The organism is Streptomyces lateritius (assembly GCF_014649715.1).
GTDB lineage: Bacteria > Actinomycetota > Actinomycetes > Streptomycetales > Streptomycetaceae > Streptomyces > Streptomyces lateritius.
Map to the genome: position 1 here is coordinate 1 of NZ_BMTO01000033.1, position 15962 is coordinate 15962.

The following is a 15962-nucleotide window of genomic DNA, read 5'->3' on the forward strand; positions in this document are numbered from 1 at the left end:
ACCGGCAGGTTGCGACTTCGAACACCTAGCCCAACGGCACGGGAGCCCTGTCCGTTGCGGCACCAAGGTCATCACCCGATCGGTGGCCACGCTGAAAAGGCTCACTGACTAGGAGAGAAAAGCACGACCACACAATTCCTGCTGTTGAGTCGAAGCGCGATAGTTGCCACATAGGCGGGATCTTGTCACCGCCTGCGGGGCTGTACACATCGTGCCCGACTTCAAGGCCGGTGGCCTCGCCGACAGTGAAATACGTGTCGCACACACAAGCGCACCAAAGAGCTCACTCCATCAGGACGATGCGAGCCCCGCCCAAAACCAGCGGCTATCAGCAGAGGTTAGCGTCGATCCTTCAAGCGTGATTGCTGTCAGTTGAGATGATCGGTTCATCCGTTTTTCCCGGCCGGTGCCGGGTGAAATCTTCACATGTCACTGCGGCTACGCCAGGCCTCCACGGTTGACTCTGGGTATCCATTCCTTTACCCTCCGTAGGGCTTGCATGACTCGGAAAGTAAAGGCTGGCAATGCGAATCTCCCGCACCCTCCGCACCGTCGTAGCAGGAGCCCTTGCGCTTGGCGGCGCGTTCACCGCCCTCCCGTCCGCCGACGCCGCCACGCCTGGATCCCTGCACGGCATCAAATCCGCGACCACGGCCAGGGCGAATGTCACCGTCATCGCGGAAGTGCAGAACGCAATGGACTATCCAGCATGGCTTTATATCGGAGAGACTAACTCCTGGTTCGGCCCAATCGACGCCCACAGCACAAAAACCAGCGACATTCGGGTTCCCTGGGTCGGCCCAGACGAGATCGGGAAGAGCATCAGGGTCTATAAGGACGGCATTACCTGTCCACCTAGTGAACCTTGCCGCCCACAAAAATTTCATCTCTACTACATCTTTCAGGATTACTGGCAGCCAAACGACCAGGTCAAGTGGACCCCTATCGGCGTCTACGACACTGCCCCGCCCGTACCTGGCGACAGCACCGGCGGCGGCAATAAGCGCCTCATCATCGCTTCCGACAAGCCATCCATGTAGGCAATGCGATTAGCGTCGATTTTTCGTGACAGTCCATCGGATTGCCCGATGGGCCGTTTCGGCTTGTCGGGGTGGTGGTGGGCAGGCTGAGGGCCCGGCTGTCGCGTCGGGTGGGCGCCGGGTTCCACGGTTTCGGAGGTGTTCGGCTGCTCGTCGGGGTGGGTCGTTGTCGCTGGTCAGTCGGGGTTCGGCAGGGCTTTCAGCCGAGTGAAGGCGCTGTTGATCGTGTCGGTCCAGGGCCAGTAGTGAGCCAGCCGCAGGATGCGTCGACGGCCGGTGGTGACCAGGCGGGCGGCGTCCTCAGCCCCGCCGCGTGACCCGGTCGGCACACCACGGGCCGGGCCCCGGCATCGCAACTGCCGGGGCCCGGCCCTCGTGCCGCCGCTCACCCCGTAGAAGGGATCTGCCCATGACCGCATCCGCGGCGATCCGGCGCGCGTACCGTGAGGTGACGACCCACCGGGAGGACCAGATGAGCGCGCAGCCCGACCACGCACCCGTCACGCCGTACGCCCCCGCGCCCGGGGCGCCAGCCGAACTCCTCGCCCAACTGCGCGCCGACCGGCGCGCGGGCCGGTGGGTGCCGGCTTTCGAGCAGGAGTGGACGGCGGCCCTCGAGGAGTCTCGCTGTACGTTCTCCCTCGCCGGGCTGTACGAGGTCGTCCAGGTCTGGCAGGCCCGCGTCGCCTCCGCCCCAGCGGTCGACGCGTTCCTCGCCTCCGGCCGTGACGAGTCCGGGTTCGTGGACCTGGAGGAGATCCGGAGAAGGCGCCGGTGAGCGGACAGCAGCTGTACGCGGTCCGGCTGTCGCCTCCGGCCGCGAAGGTGCTCGATCCCCTGCCCGAGCACGCGGAGCAGATGGTCTGGGACGTCCTGGACGCTGCGGCCGGGGACCCGTGGGGCTTCCCTCAGTGGGACGCGGGCGACCCGGAAGGCGAGGACGTCCGCGCCGCCTCCGTCGGACAGCTGTCCGTCATCTACGTGATCAACCGGCTCACCCGGCACTTGTCCGTCCTGGACATCATCTGGATCGGGTAGCCACCCGTGACAACGTTCTGTCCCCGGCATTGCAGCTGCCGGGGACAGAACGTTGCGCATCGTAGTCACGGCCGTATCCACCGGTAGCCACGCGGGCGGCAATACTCAAGGCGCGAGCCAACGTGCAGGGTAAGGCAGGGAGTTGGCCGTCTATGGCCTGTCCGAGGGTCGGCAGATTCTTGGCACAAGTGATCGAATCTCCTCCCCCAATCGGCTGAATAAATGGCTTACTGCAAATGCCGTTCACGGACGTGTGCACGCGCTCCCCTGAGCGCTTCCGCATGCTTTGGAGGTCCCTCCTCTGCGACGCGCTTGACCACATGCAGATCAGTTAGGAGAACAACGTGACGAAGTACCTTGCAGCGCTTCTCTTCGCTCTTGGCGCAGTCCTTACGGCGGCACCCGCGGCTTCCGCGGGGGAAAGCTGCAGCTGGTACGGCAACGGTGACTACGTCGAGACGGTGCCTGACGGAGGTGTCAGCTCCTTCGGCGCACGGTGCAACGACGGTGAATGGAACTATGGCATGGGTTAGCCCGCCCCGCCCCGTTTGCGGCAGCGCGGGCGGGCGGCGAAACGCTGAGCAGGTTTCCAATCCGGTGCCTCGAGTGATTGTGGCTCCGGGTTAAGAGTGCTTTTGCTGTCCCGAAGGTTCTCGCCCCCCACGAGGTCCAGCAGCCCTCGGAGAACTGGCCAGCCGTCACGTGCGGAGCAAGCTCGTGCACGTGTTCCTCTTGCCTGCAAGGGCCTTACGGCATGAGCCAGCACACGGCTGGGCTCAGCACGAAGAGGAGAGCTGGGCCGTATGCGCATCGCCGCAGCCTGGTACCAGGTCCTCGCCCGTACGCCGATCGGCTTCGCCCACCCCGCTCGCCAAGGCCGCCCTCGAGGACCCCGGCGCCTTCACCTTCACCCGGCTGCCGGAGCTCCCGCACCGCGACCTGGTGGCCGACGTCGTAGCCCAGCTCCACCAGGTCGCGGACGGCCCCCTGCTCTCCCTGCGTGCCCGCACCCGGCCCGAGGACTGCACGCCCGGCCCCACTTCCCCGGTACGCGGATCACCGCCGACGCCGACCTCGTGGTCGACGGACTCCTCATCGACTTCAAAAGCGACAAGCACCCGCACCGCTTCCCCAAGGCCAGCGCCTGGCAGCTGCTCGGCTACCTGCTGCTCGACACCGCCGACCGCTACCGGATCGACACCGTCGGCTTCTACCTCTCCCGCTCCGCCGTCCTGGCCACCTCGCCGGTGGAGGAGTACCTCGACCTGCTCGGCACCTGCCGCCGCGACCTGCCCACACTGCGCTCCGTCTTCGCCGAACTCCTCGCCGGATGCCGTGCCGACGCAGAGCCCTACACCCCGGAAGACGAAGACCGCGTCCGGCGACTGCTCCAGAAGCTGGCCCCAGTCATCGAGGCCGGCCACTGCCCCACCTGCGCCCAGCCGCTGCCTGAGTCCACCCGTCGTCCACGCAAGTTCTGCACTGCCCGGTGCCGCAGCCGCGACCAGGCCATGCGCCGCAGGGGTCTCCTTCCTGGCGGCCCCATCCCGGCTCTGCCGCGTCCGCGAAAGTTGAGCGCCTGGAGCCCGGCGAGGGCTGGCAGGTTGTGAGCCTCACACCCCGTTTGGGCAGGTAGACGTTCGACCAGGCTGTCGAAGAGGTCAGCGAGCAGCCAGAGCACGAAGTTGTGTACCAGGGCCTCCGGCGGCGGGATCGTCCGGCCGTCATCAAGCAGCAGCCCGCCCCCTGCGCCGCCTGTCCGTCCTCTCCATCACCTGGCTCGGATAGCCAGCCTGTGAACAATGCGTCGTCCCCGGCATTCCAGCGGCCTGGGGCGACGCATTGTCTGGTGGTGGGGTGGGGTGGGATTACTTGAGCAGGGGCCACAGGGCGGCACCGGTGCCGATCAACGTCGCCAGGCCTACGAGGGCGGCGCCGATGCGGCGGCCGGCCGTGCCTTCTCCGCCCGTTCCGGCGACGTCGCGGAGCCTGACACCCGCCGCCTCGCCACGCTCGCCCACAGCGGCCTCCAGGCCCTCGACACGGCCACGGTGCGCGCCGTGGTTCGTCAGGCCGTCCGCGACGTCCGCACCGCACCGGCTCCGCCACCCGCCGATCCGTCGGCGGACCCGACCGTCGCCGCGCTGCGCCGTGTCGTCGACGACCTCGCCGCCAACAGCCACGCAATCGGGGAGCTGATGCTCGAAGTCGCCCCGGCCTACCTCTCCGACACCGACGCCGCCGACGTCCTGGCGCTGCTGTGCGACCAGATCGGCGAGCCCCTCGAGCACGGCCTCGCCGCCCGCCGCTACGCGATGTCCGGCGACCGCCGCGCCCTGCACGGAACCGTCCTGTGACGGCTGCTGCCCAGCTGCTGCTGTGAGGCTCACACCCTGTTTCCCCAGGTGGGCGGGGTGTGCTGTGAGGCTGTCAGGTGTGAGGCGCGGGCCTGCGACGGCGATCTCGTGCTGCTCCTGGTCCTGCTACACACAGCCGTATGCAGCAAGTTGCCACCCGGCGCTTCGTCGACTGCCGACGTGTCAAGAGCGCGAGCGTGCTCGACCCCGGATGCGGGACCCCGTGCCTGGAGCCGCAACCGAGGACTGACCGACCTCCGGCGGATTCCACCGGCACACGTACGAATCCGGCTATGTCTCGGAGAGACCGCGGAGCATCACGGCGTACACGGGGGAGTCGGCGAAGGGCTGGCGTTCGCCGATCTTGCGGTAGCCCCAGCTCTCGTAGAGGGCCTGGACGCGGGGGTGGGTGGTGTCGATGAGGAGGACGGCCAGCGGTTCCGGGCGGTGGCCGACGAGCTCGGTGTGCAGCTGGGCCGACAGGCCGGTCCCTCGCCACTTCGGGCGGACCATCAGCTCCGACAAGGAGAACGTCGCGGTGTCGGCGGGAGCGGGGGAGAGGTACTCGCGCCACCATTCCCGGCCGTCCACCGCAGGAGCACCGTAGGCGTAACCGGCGGGCTCCTCGCCGTCGTAGGCGATGACGCAAAGGAGTAGCCGCCGGTCTCGGGGTGGTTCTCGTTGGTGGAGACGCGGACGCGGTCGCTGGCTTCCAGCTTGGCTTCGGATGGGAAGGTGAACTCCTTGTCGGTGTTCGGCCCCGAGATGGTGTAGCCGGACAGATCCAGCGGGGCATCGCCCACATTGCGGATCTCGACGTACTCGTCCGGCTCGCCCGGCTTGGACCCTTGGCGGTTGACGTTCGCCTCGACTACTTCCTGCCGTCGATGTCAACGGCCTTCTTCAAGACGATCATCTGCAGGTCCACGACGTCGTCCTCCGACCCGTTCGGGCCTTCCCCGGGCAGCGTCTCGAAGTGGCCGAAGGTGAAGGGGAAGGTCTCCTGGATGTGCACCGCGCCCTGGACGGACTTCACCCACCCAGCGGGCATCGTTCACTGCGGAAACGAGCCCCCGAGCCTCCATCCGGCAGGGGCGCATCCAGCCGCCCTCATCCGCGCCCCTGCCCCTGCCTCCCACCCCCGCGCCCGCAGGGGATCGCTCCTGGGTCCTCAAGCTGCACCCCTCCGACGTGAACGAGCTCGATAAGCTCCCTGACGCCGCCGACTACAAGGCAGCAATCGGCGAATGACCCCAGACTTCGGGGGCGGACCGCGAGGCGCTCAGGTGGTACGCCGCCCCGCGCGGCTCCTCCCGGCCTGACCCCGCCGCGCTATCGCGCGATCCCGCCGAAGCGTCCGCTCCCGGCAGGGGGGAGACGATCATTCCCGCTTCAGTTCCCACAGGCGCCAAACGCCGCTGTGGTCGGCGACCAGATAGTGGCTTCCGGTGATCGCGGGACGGGCTACGACGTAACTCTTCTTCTGCCAGAGAGGCACCAACGGGACCTCCTTCGCCACCACCCTCTGGATCGCCTGGAACTGGGGGATGCTCCTGTTCCTGTCGGCGAACTTCTCCGCCTCCTCGATCAAGCGGTCGATCTCGGCCGAGGAGTAGCCGTTATGGAGGGTGTTGCCGCTTCCCACCAGTGGCTGGACGAACGTGTCGGGGCCCGGGAAGTCGGGCGTCCACTGGAGGATGTAGGCGTCGAATTCGCCGCTCTTCTGCCGTTCCTGGTACCTGCCCCAGTCGGACTCTTCGATCAGCTCGACCCTGAACAGACCCTCTCTCTCGAGTTGCGCCTTCAGCGCGCGCGCTTCGGCGGCGGCGCTGCCGACCTGGTGGCCCAGCTTGATGCGCACCGGGGTGGAGATGCCGGCAGCGCGCAGACGCTGCGCTGCCCACCGTGGATCCGATTCGGGGTAGAGGTCGTAGAAGTCCGTGCTGTGCGCCGTGACGCCTCGTGGGACGAGTGAGTAGAGCGGTGACACGGTGCCTTCGAACACGTCTGCCGCCAGGCGCCCCCGGTCGACCAGTGCGGCAATGGCTTTGCGGGCCTCGATGTCCGCCAGAGGGTGCTGCGGCGAGCGCATGTTCAGGACGAGGTAGCGTCCCACTCCGCCTTCTCCGCTGGAGAGGCGGAGATTCGGGTCCTTGCTGTTCTCGATGGTTGCCAGTGTCGGGGCGGTGAGCCCGGAGTAGGCCACCTCGATGCGTTTCGCCTTCCACGCTCTCTCCACGTCCTGGGACGTCTCGTAGTAGTGGATCTCGACCGGTCTGCCTCTCCTGGGTATGGCCCCCTTGTACCTCGGGTTCGGGGTGAGATCGATCCGGACACCTTCCTTGTAGGAGGAGACCGTGTAAGGGCCTGATCCTGATGCGGTCCACTGCGGCCGAAGTTTACGGTGCGGAAACTCGGCCGGATCGACGATGGACCCTGCCGGTGTGGCGATCTTGGAAGGCCAAGTGGCGTCCGCTGTCGCGAGGTGAAAGGTCACCTCGGAATCGTCCGCCTCAACGGAGCGGAGATTCGCGAACAGCGGCACAGGTCCGAGGGGGTCTCGAATATGGAGGATGCGTTCGAACGAATGCTTCACGGTAGCGGCGGTGAGCGGACGGCCGTTGGAGAATGTGAGACCCTCGCGCATCTTGCAGCGATAGGTGGTGAGGGACACGGTGAACGCGCATGATTCGGCCGCGTCGGGCCGGGGTGCAGTCGCCCCCGGGTCGAAGGTGAGCAGCCCCTGGTAGATGTTGCTGTAAATCGCCCAGGATCCCGCGTCATAACCCCCTGCGGGGTCGATGCGAACCGGCCTGTTGGCGGTTCCAATGATGATGGGAGCTTCCGCTGACCGTGGGGACGGCATGAGCTGGTAACCGCAGGCAGCCGATAAGACACAAGCTCCTGCAGCGATTCCGAATCGTTTGAACTTCACGAGGTGGTTTTCCTTTCCTGGACTCGCGGACTGTCGGCCGGCCGCGAGCGCGTGGGCGGGACGCCGGACGGCCCCGGCACAGAGAGCTGCCGGGGCCGTGGAGATTCACTGCGCGGGCGCGGGCCGAAGTCGATGGGGGCGTATGAGCCCTTGGGGAGGACGGCGCCGACGGCCTTCACTGCGGGGGGAGTGGCCGCGGTCGTGACGGACGCCCGCAGGGAGGCGAAACCACGCATCTCGTTCCTTTGGATCCGATCGGGCAAAGGCGGCTTTGCCAGATCGGATATGGCCAGCGGCGAAGTCCCGGCACATGTCCGCGCAAGCACGCTCGCGTGCCCGGCAAAAACGCGTATCCCCACTGGCCCCTTGCCCCTGGGTGGGGGTGAGGGAAGGGGATAGTGGGCGCACCGCGAAGAGCACAAGGTCGGTACGCCTACGGCCTGTCGCGGCACGGCCGATCGCCATGGGTGGCGGACGATCGGCCAGTGGCGAAACCTACGGACACAGGCACCGGCAGAACTATCCAGGGACCCGAATGTACGGACACCTATTTTATCCCAACCCCCGTTCCCACCTGGCGGATTCGCCCTGAAGCGGCACAGGAGAAGGCCCGCTGCCTGAGGGGCGCCCCGGCGTCCGGGCGACCTCGCGTCCGGCGCCCCGGTCGTCTGTCATGCCGCAGAGCTGGCTGCGCGGCCGCGCGCCGCGCTGCCTTGCGCGTCCGGACGGTTGTTTGCGTATCAGGGGAACCGGCCTCCGGATGTTCCGGGGCAAGGAGAGGGGCGTAGCTTGAGGAGTCGGCCAACCGGACTTGCCGGGCCGCTGCGACAAAGACGCGAGCTCCGCGTCGCCTCGGTTGGCCGACGTTGTGCACGGACGGGCGGAACGAGCTGTGCGCGCCGCCATCGGGCAGTCCCGGCCCGATGACACCGCGCCCTGCCTTTCGGCGGTCGGCCGGGCGTGCTCCGCAGTGCGCCTCGGACGCCGAAAGCTCTTCCGCCCGTCTGGTCACCCGGGTCCGCCGAATACCCAGGATGCATACGTGTAACCACCATTGAATATGTGCCGAACGGTCGCTGATTCGCGCGGCGGCACTCCGCATTTCGAAAAGGGCGGTCATTCCGAAGGGCGAAAACGCCGGAATTCTGTTCCAGGGCCCGCGCGCTCATAGCGCCGCCCTGATGCGGTGTGACAATCTACTCGCGCGGGCCGGCGATCCGGGTGCAGGAGCAGGAACGTGTTTTCCGGGAGCCCTGCCACCGAGGCGGCGCCGACTCCGCGCCCACCTGACCCACCGACGGCGAAGCCGAGAGGCTCTGGCGAGCTGTCGGGCGCGGTGGGTCCGGACCGTCTGGGAGAAGGAGAGCGGGGATGACGGCGTGATCGAGGCGCGGGATTCCGCTCTGCGGCCTCTGGCGCGCGCCCTGGGCGATGAGCGTGCCGAGCCGGTGCTGCTGTTCGTCGAAGGTGCCGCCGGCCGGGGAAAGAGCCACCTGCTCCACGAACTGGCCGACCTGCCCGGGACGGCGGACGCGACCCGTGTGTGGTGGAGGTGCGGAGACGATGACGGGCCCGAAGAGGATGGGCACCGGCGGCAAGCGACCCTATGGCTGGTGGACGACCTCCAGCGGGCAGACGACACCGAGGTCCGGCGGCTGCGCCGGGTGCTGGAGGGATTGCAATCGGGCTCGGCGGCTGTGGTGACCTACCGCCCCGAGGAGGTTCCGGTCCCAGGTCTGCCGCTGGGCAGCCCGCCGGTGACCTACCCTCCCCGGCTCACGGTGCTGCGGCACCGGCTGGAGCCGTGGGACGAGGAGCGCGTCCGCCGGGCCGTCGGGGAGATGCTGGGCGACAGTTGCACGGCCGAGGCGGTACGGACACTGCACGAGCGCACCGGCGGAGAACCCCAGGTGGTCGTCGACCTCCTCGCCGTACTGAAGGACCGACAGCCCGCGTTCACCGGCACGGCCGCCGAGGTGGAGGCGGCCGGCGTGCCGACCCGGCTGGCGGAGCTGGTGCTGAGCCGTACGCACGCCCTCTCCCCGGCGCACCGGCCGGTGGTCTGGGCGGCCGCCGTCCTCGACGGTCCCACCGGCCGCGACGAGCTGATCGCGGTGTCGGGGCTCGGAGCCGTCACGGGGAGGGACGCACTGCTGCGGGCTCTGGAGGGTGCGGTCCTCACGGAGCTGGGCGAAAGCCGGTACGGCTTCGCCGTACCGCTGGCCGCATCGGCCGTACGGGCCTGCGTGCCCGGACCCGTCCGCCAGGACCTGCACGAGAGGGCGGCGAACGTGCTGGGCCGCAGACAACCCGTGGCGTGGGACGCCGTGGCAGAACACCACAGGGCAGCCGGCGAGACACACAGATGGCTCAGAGCGGTGGAGAAGGCGGCCGAGTCCGCGGCCGCCGTCGGCCGGCACCAACAGGCCATCGCACTGCTGGAGCGGACGCTGGCCACGCCTGGTCTCCCGCCGCAGGCCCGAGCCCGGTTGGCACCGCTGCTGGCCCGCAGCGCGGTGACCGGACTGCGCTCGGACCAGACCGTGGAGGTGCTCGCGCAGATCGTGCAGGACACGTCCCTCCCTCCGGCCGTGCGCGGAGAGCTGCGACTCGACCTGGGGCTGATGCTGTGCAACCAGATGGGCCGGTTCCCCGAGGGGTGGCGGATGCTGGAGACCGCCGGCGCCGAACTGAACGAGGCCCGGCCCGACCTGGCCGCACGTGCCATGGCAGCGCTGGTCACTCCCTACTGGCCGGGCAACTCCATCGACGTCCACCGCGGATGGCTGATCAAGGCCATCGCCGCCGCGGACGCCAGCGGAGACGACGCCATGCGCACGGCCGTCCTGGCCAACCGGGTGGGACTCGCCATGAGCTGCGCCGACCCGGACGCGTGGGAACTGGTGGAGCGCCTGCCGGTAGAGACCGCGGATCCCGCCTGTGTCCGGCAGGCGGCACGCGGCCTGTGCAACGCCGCGGACTCCGCGGTCTGGCTCGGCTTCTACGACCGAGCCGAAGACCTGCTCGCGGAGGGGCGCGACCTGTCCGCACGGAGCGGCGCGCCCTACACCAAGTACAGCGCGCTGGGAACACGACTGCTCCAGGAGTGGTGGACGGGCCAGTGGCAGGGCCTGGCCAAACGGTGCGAGGACTTCATCACTGCGACCGCCGACATGCCGTTCATCGCCGCCGACGCCTACCTCGTGCGGGGCATGCTCGCCGTCGCCCAGGGGGACTGGGGGGAGGCGACCTCCTGGCTGGCCCAACGCGGCACATTCGGCACCGAGGACTTGCCCGTGCCCGTGACCGCGACCGCCTCCGGCGCCGTGATCCGCATGGCCCTGGCCCGCCAGGAGATGACGGCTGCGGCGGAGCGAGCCCGCGCCGCGTGGAGCGTGGTCGCCGGAAAGGGAGTGTGGCCGTGGGCCGCGGAACTCGCGCCCTGGGCCGTGGAAGCCCTGTCGCGTACGGGTGACAGGACCGCGGCCCACACCATCGTCCGGGACTTCGCCCAGGGCCTCGACCGGCGCGACGCGCCCGCCGCCAGAGCCGCGTTGCTCTGGAGCCGAGCCGTACTCGCCGAGATGGAAGCACCGGCTCGGGAGCAGCGGAACGGGCTGCTGCGGGCCGCGGAGCTGTACCGGGAGGCCGCGGCTGCCTACGCGGAGCTGCCCCGCCCGTACGCCCATGCCCTGACCGGGGAGGGTGCCGCACGCTGCGTGCTCGCGGCGGACACCGAAGCGGATGCCGACCCGGCCGCCATGGCCAGGGATTCCACAGCGCCGCTGTGTCCGGTGCCCGGTCCTTCCACCGCCACGTGGGCGATCAGCGAGCTGGAGTCCTGCGCCCAGCGCTTCACCGAGCTGGGGGCCGTCTGGGACGCGGCGCGGGCCAGGGCCTTGCTGCGCACGCGTCAGCCGGCGAAGAAGGGCCGCCCTCCCGGCCGCCCCTCGCACGCCAACGAACTGTCCCCCCGGGAGGCGGAGGTGGCCCAGCTCGCGATCTCCGGTCTGACCAACCGGGAGATCGCCGCGACCTTGCACCTCTCTCCCCGGACGGTGGAGCAGCACATCGCGCGCGCCATGCGGAAGACCGGGGCGCTCTCCCGCCGTGACCTCGCCCACGGGCTGGGGCAGTCCTCCTGAGAGGGGAGCCCGCGGACCGGTGCGCCCACGGACGGACGAACCCCGCGCGTCAGCGCCGCGGTTACCAGGGGCGCCCTTCCCATCGGGAGGGGGGAGGGTTTTCAGGCCGGAACATCCTGTCGTGCTCCCAGGCGTCCACGGTTGCGGCCGGCCAGTCGAGGACCCAACCGGGGCGCAGGCCGCGTGCTCCCCAGCCGTCCGGTCGCCGGCGAGGGACCGGGACGCCTGCCTCCTGGGCGGCGACCGCCGTGTCACAGGTCTCGCGCGCGATGCGGAGGGCTTCCAACCAGGTGTCGGCCGGACCGGTGAAGACGTGCAGCCCGCACTGCTCGGGCTGTACGGAATTCCGTATGGGGACATTGACCTGGAAGTAGACCTTGGCCATGACGCCGTCTCCTTGGCTCTGCGCATTCCCGCTTTTCCGGCGCGGACCGCACCGGGGTTCACCGAGCGGGCTCGTCCCACCCCGACTGCTCGACGCCTGATCGAATAGCACCAACCTAGGGGCTGGCCTGAGCCCTGAATATTCGGAAATGGCCAAGTACCTATATGTATTCCGCTCGCCCAAGGGCGGGTGTCGCTCCGGGACACGAACGCGGGGCTGCGTCGGCGTCGGCAACCGGTGACCCTCGCGGCTGGGACACTCGGTTCACTGCGGAAAGGACGGCGCGGGACGCCGGGAGACGATGACACACGCGACTGGCCTCAGTCGGTTCGGCAGCTTCGATCCCGGAGTGGTTCCGGCGAGCGAGCGCGGAACATCCCGAATGGCCGGCGTCCGCAGCCTTGTTGGGTTCTTTGCGTATCCGTGGATTCGCTCGCCTTATACAACGACTGACACGGTGCCTCTAGGGTGCCGGTCAGGGCCGGACGCCTCGGCGGGACCGGTCGGCGTTCCCGTCGAACGGACCCCTCCCTGCGCTGAAGCACTGATGCTCGGGCAGCGGACGAGGCGGGCGCATTCCGAAGGATATCGAGCGCGCCGGAGATGCAGGGCAAGCGCCTGAATCGAGGCGCGACAAGAGCGGTGACCGATACCATCCACCCCGGCTGACGTTCCATAAGGTGCCGTTCCAATCAACAGAGAACTCGGTGTTTCTGTTAAAAGATTCTCTCCTCCTATACCTCTTGAAGTTCAGTCGAGCGTTACGCAATAGTTCGGGTCGCGGCGAGTTTCCAACTCTCCGTCAGACAGGAACCACCCTTCGCCGGTGCGTTGTTGGCACATTTCGGCGATTACGCCCCCATAGGGTTCCTGGCTGCCATCCGGAAGGAATCAACGTGCGTAACTCTCGTAAGTACCGCCTGGCCGCGGTGGGCATCGCTCTCTCGGCCTCTGCGGTCCTAGGGACCCAGTCCATGGCGCAGGCGCAGGACACGGCCTCCACCCCTCGCTACCAGCCTGAGATGGTACGGGCGTTGGCCGCATCGCTCGGTGTGAGCGAAGCCGCCGCGGTCGAGCGTCTGGACCGGCAGGACGCCCAGCAGGCCAAGCTGGCCCAGCTGAAGAAGAGCGGGATAGCCGGCGACGGAGCGTTCTTCGACGCCTCCGGAAAGCTGACCGTGAACGCCGACGACGCCACCGAGGCGGCGAGAATCGAGAAGGCCGGGCTCGCCGCCCGGGTGCCCGCCCGCGGCCAGGCCGAGCTCGACAAGGTCAAGGCCGAACTGGATGCCCTCGCGGCGAAGAAGGTCCCCTCCGGGGTCGTCGCCTGGTCCGTTGACCTGGCCTCCGACAAGGTGACCGTCAAGGTCGCCGACGACCGGGGCGCCGCCGCCAAGGCGTTCCTCGCCCGGGCGGCCAAGCACGGCGCCGCCGTCCAGATCGTGCGGGGCCAGGAGAAGCTCGAGGCCAAGGCCGCGATCTACCCCGGCAGCAAGATGACGTTCAACAACACCTCCCAGTGGTGTTCCGTCGGTTACGGAGCCCGCGACAGCGCCGGCCGGCAGTACCTGGTGACCGCCGGGCACTGCGTCACCAACACCCTGCGCTACGACGGAACGGCCTTCGCCCAGGGGTACAAGACCCGCTACGCGCTCGGCACCCGCAGCGTCGACATGGGCCTCCTGACCGTCAACTCCGGCCACTCGATCGTCACTGCCGTCGGCACCTGGGGCCAGGGCAGCACCAGCACGGTCGCCGTCAAGGGCGTCAGCCGCGCCGCGTCCGGCGCCGCGCTCTGCAAGTCCGGCGCCACCACTGGCTGGACCTGCGGCACGGTCGGCTCCTACAACAACACCGTCACCTACATCGACCGCAACGGCGGCCCCGACACGGTCGTCAGCGGCCTGGCCTCCTCCACGGTCTGTGTCGAGGGCGGTGACAGCGGCGGCGCGTACATCTCCGGCAACCTGGCGCAGGGGATGACCTCCGGCGGCCCGACCGACCAGCAGTGCACCGGCGGCGTCTACTCCCGCGGCACCTCGTACTTCCAGCCACTCGACGACGCCCTGCGCTACTACGGGCTGACGCTCAACACCAACTGAGCACGTCCACTGCAGGACCGGCCGGGGGGGGCTCGCGGGACAAGGCGAGCGGCCCCCGGCCGCTCTCCGACGGAGCCGTGCGTCCCGCCCGCCCGTCGGCCCCGTCCGCCGTCCCCGCCCGCTGGAAGACGCCATGCCCAACGCCCCTCACACCGACGATCCGGACGCGATGTTCGCGGCCGTGTTCAAAGAGGCCCTGCGGCGGCGGGGCCTGCCGCTGGACCTTGTACGCGATCACCTCCAGTCCCATGGGGTCACTCTCAGCCTTGCCACCCTCAGCTACTGGCGGAGCGGCCGCAGCCAGCCGGAGAAGCCCCAGTCCCTGCGCGCGCTCGACATCCTGGAACCCTTCCTCGGCCTTCCGTGCGGCGCCCTGCGCTCGCTGGTGAGGCGCCGGCCGCGCGGCTGGGTTCCGCCGCACGATCCCGCCGCCGTCCGCGGCGTCTACGGCGAAAACTCCGACGTCGAGCAGGTCCTCGGCGACGCCTTCCAGCACTTCGATGCCGATCTGCGGCGACTGGTCGTTTACGAAACGGTGAGCGTGAACGAGCACCGCCTCGTCGGGGAGTTCCACGTCACCGTCGCCGTCAGGGCCGTCCGCGACAACGCACGACACCTGACCGTCATCCACACCCTGGACGCGCTGAACCCTGACGAGGTCGACTTCACCGTCCCCCACGGGCCGCCTCCGAGCACCCGGTACCGGCCGGAACTGAACTGCGTGGTCGCCGAGGTCCCCCTCGGCCGCCGGCTGGCCAGGAACGAGACCGCAGTCGTCGAGTACACCCTGCGCTCCGCCTCCACCGCGGGCATCTCTCGCTGTCACGAGCGCCGCCTCACCACCCCCCTGCAGTCCTACCTGCTCCAGGTGCGCTTCCACCCCCGGGCCGTGCCGTCGACGTGCTGGCACTACTACCGCAGCCACATCGATGCCAAGCCCCAGAGCCGGCACCCCGCGCCCCTCGACGGCTTCCATACGACGCACCTGCTACCGATGAAATGCAGACCGGGTGTGTACGGCATCGAATGGCAGTGGGCGGATTGAGACTCACACGCCCTCGCGCCCCCACCCGTCACAGCGACCGCCGCCGCCCGTCAGATCAGCGGCGCCATCCCCGCCTGACGCGGTCTCGGCGCCGCTGTGTAGGCCTGTCAGAAGTCCTTCGGCTCGCTCGACAGCTACGCGGCGGCCGGAAAGGCGCCGCCGACTCCGGTTCTGTAGGTCGCTTATTTACCATACGGGTCGAGCCGTATGGTAAATGCCATGAGTCCCTCTCCGCCTCCCAAAGGGCGTCCCAGAGACCCCCGGTGTCGGCAAGGACACGATCTACCGGCGGTGGCCGGGCAAGCCGGAGTCGGCGCGTACGTCGTCGATGAGCTCGGCGGACGTGCCCCCGGTCGTCACGGCGTCGTCCCAGGCTGCCTGGAAGTCCTGGAAGTTTGACAGGAGGTCGCCCACGTCAGCTTCGGGGCGTTCGTCGAGACCGCCCTCCCCGGCTGCGTACGCGGATACCGGCAGTTCGTCCGTACCCCACAGCGGCGCGGGTGTTGCCAGTTCCGGGTCCTCGGTGGCGGGCGTCACGAGCGGAGGATCCTCGGGCGGCGTCGCGACGTCCGGGACGCCAGGCGCCGGGGGCGCCGGCTCGCCCTCGAAGCCGGTCATGACGTCGTCTGCGAGGTCGTCCTCCTCGTCGGCCGACCAGGGCTTCCAGACAGGCTCATCGGCGGGAGCCGTGTCCGGCTGTTCTCCATCGCCGGAAGGCGCCGGGGGCGCCTCCAGTTCTGCGGGGGCCTGCGCCTTGTCCGTGGACGGCTCGCCGCCCTCGGCGGCAGGGGGGCCTCGGCTGCGGCCTCCGCTAGATGAGTGAGTCCGATGTTTTCAGTGGTCGTAGGCGATCAGGGAGCGTTTGACTGTGGCGTCGGTGGTCCAGTTGTGCCAGATGCCGGCGGCGAGGGCGAG

Annotated in this window: 13 protein-coding genes and 1 pseudogene; 8 read left to right on the forward strand and 6 right to left on the reverse strand. The window is 68.8% G+C overall.

What is annotated here, in order from left to right:
* Nucleotides 1–524 precede the first annotated feature (524 nt).
* From IE136_RS34870 to IE136_RS34890, 5 genes are all read left to right on the forward strand, one after another.
* Nucleotides 525–1040 (forward strand): hypothetical protein, encoded by a 516-nt coding sequence (locus tag IE136_RS34870; protein ID WP_189602528.1) that lies wholly within the window; start codon nt 525–527, stop codon nt 1038–1040.
* Between the two features lie 472 nt (nt 1041–1512).
* Nucleotides 1513–1818, forward strand: coding sequence for a DUF6247 family protein (locus tag IE136_RS34875; protein WP_189602537.1), 306 nt, complete (start codon nt 1513–1515; stop codon nt 1816–1818).
* A complete protein-coding gene (locus IE136_RS34880; RefSeq protein ID WP_189602529.1) occupies nt 1815–2078 on the forward strand; it encodes a hypothetical protein in 264 nt (87 codons plus the stop codon). The genes IE136_RS34875 and IE136_RS34880 overlap by 4 nt, the downstream gene beginning before the upstream one ends.
* Before the next feature lie 1076 nt (nt 2079–3154).
* Complete coding sequence (locus tag IE136_RS34885; protein WP_189602530.1) at nt 3155–3688, forward strand: hypothetical protein; 534 nt, start codon at nt 3155–3157, stop codon at nt 3686–3688.
* 252 nt (nt 3689–3940) lie between these two features.
* The gene (locus tag IE136_RS34890; RefSeq protein ID WP_189602531.1) at nt 3941–4435 is read left to right on the forward strand and encodes a hypothetical protein; all 495 of its coding nucleotides are present in this window, start codon (nt 3941–3943) and stop codon (nt 4433–4435) included.
* Nucleotides 4436–4726: 291 nt separating this feature from the next.
* Here IE136_RS34890 and IE136_RS34895 read toward each other — a convergent pair whose 3' ends face one another.
* The 4 genes and pseudogenes from IE136_RS34895 to IE136_RS34905 all read right to left on the reverse strand — a co-directional run bounded on the left by IE136_RS34895 (nt 4727) and on the right by IE136_RS34905 (nt 7370).
* A complete protein-coding gene (locus IE136_RS34895) occupies nt 4727–5164 on the reverse strand; it encodes a GNAT family N-acetyltransferase (protein WP_189602538.1) in 438 nt (145 codons plus the stop codon).
* Nucleotides 5146–5238: pseudogene (locus IE136_RS36955) on the reverse strand (hypothetical protein); the annotation flags it as partial. The gene IE136_RS34895 and the pseudogene IE136_RS36955, both read right to left, overlap by 19 nt.
* A gap of 68 nt (nt 5239–5306) precedes the next feature.
* The gene (locus tag IE136_RS34900) at nt 5307–5471 is read right to left on the reverse strand and encodes a hypothetical protein (RefSeq protein ID WP_229819506.1); all 165 of its coding nucleotides are present in this window, start codon (nt 5469–5471) and stop codon (nt 5307–5309) included.
* Nucleotides 5472–5816: 345 nt separating this feature from the next.
* Nucleotides 5817–7370 (reverse strand): ABC transporter substrate-binding protein, encoded by a 1554-nt coding sequence (locus tag IE136_RS34905; RefSeq protein ID WP_229819509.1) that lies wholly within the window; start codon nt 7368–7370, stop codon nt 5817–5819.
* Nucleotides 7371–8749: 1379 nt separating this feature from the next.
* Here IE136_RS34905 and IE136_RS34910 point away from each other — a divergent pair.
* A complete protein-coding gene (locus IE136_RS34910) occupies nt 8750–11515 on the forward strand; it encodes a helix-turn-helix transcriptional regulator (protein WP_229819510.1) in 2766 nt (921 codons plus the stop codon).
* Nucleotides 11516–11576: 61 nt separating this feature from the next.
* Here IE136_RS34910 and IE136_RS34915 read toward each other — a convergent pair whose 3' ends face one another.
* Nucleotides 11577–11900 (reverse strand): hypothetical protein, encoded by a 324-nt coding sequence (locus IE136_RS34915; RefSeq protein WP_189602534.1) that lies wholly within the window; start codon nt 11898–11900, stop codon nt 11577–11579.
* A gap of 896 nt (nt 11901–12796) precedes the next feature.
* Between IE136_RS34915 and IE136_RS34920 the strand changes: the two genes are divergently transcribed.
* Nucleotides 12797–14002, forward strand: coding sequence for a S1 family peptidase (locus tag IE136_RS34920; protein WP_229819515.1), 1206 nt, complete (start codon nt 12797–12799; stop codon nt 14000–14002).
* A 133-nt stretch (nt 14003–14135) separates the two neighbouring features.
* The gene (locus IE136_RS34925; RefSeq protein ID WP_189602535.1) at nt 14136–15047 is read left to right on the forward strand and encodes a hypothetical protein; all 912 of its coding nucleotides are present in this window, start codon (nt 14136–14138) and stop codon (nt 15045–15047) included.
* Nucleotides 15048–15329: 282 nt separating this feature from the next.
* Here the strand turns inward: IE136_RS34925 and IE136_RS34930 are convergent, their stop codons facing one another.
* Complete coding sequence (locus IE136_RS34930) at nt 15330–15584, reverse strand: hypothetical protein (protein WP_189602536.1); 255 nt, start codon at nt 15582–15584, stop codon at nt 15330–15332.
* Nucleotides 15585–15962: the final 378 nt, after the last annotated feature.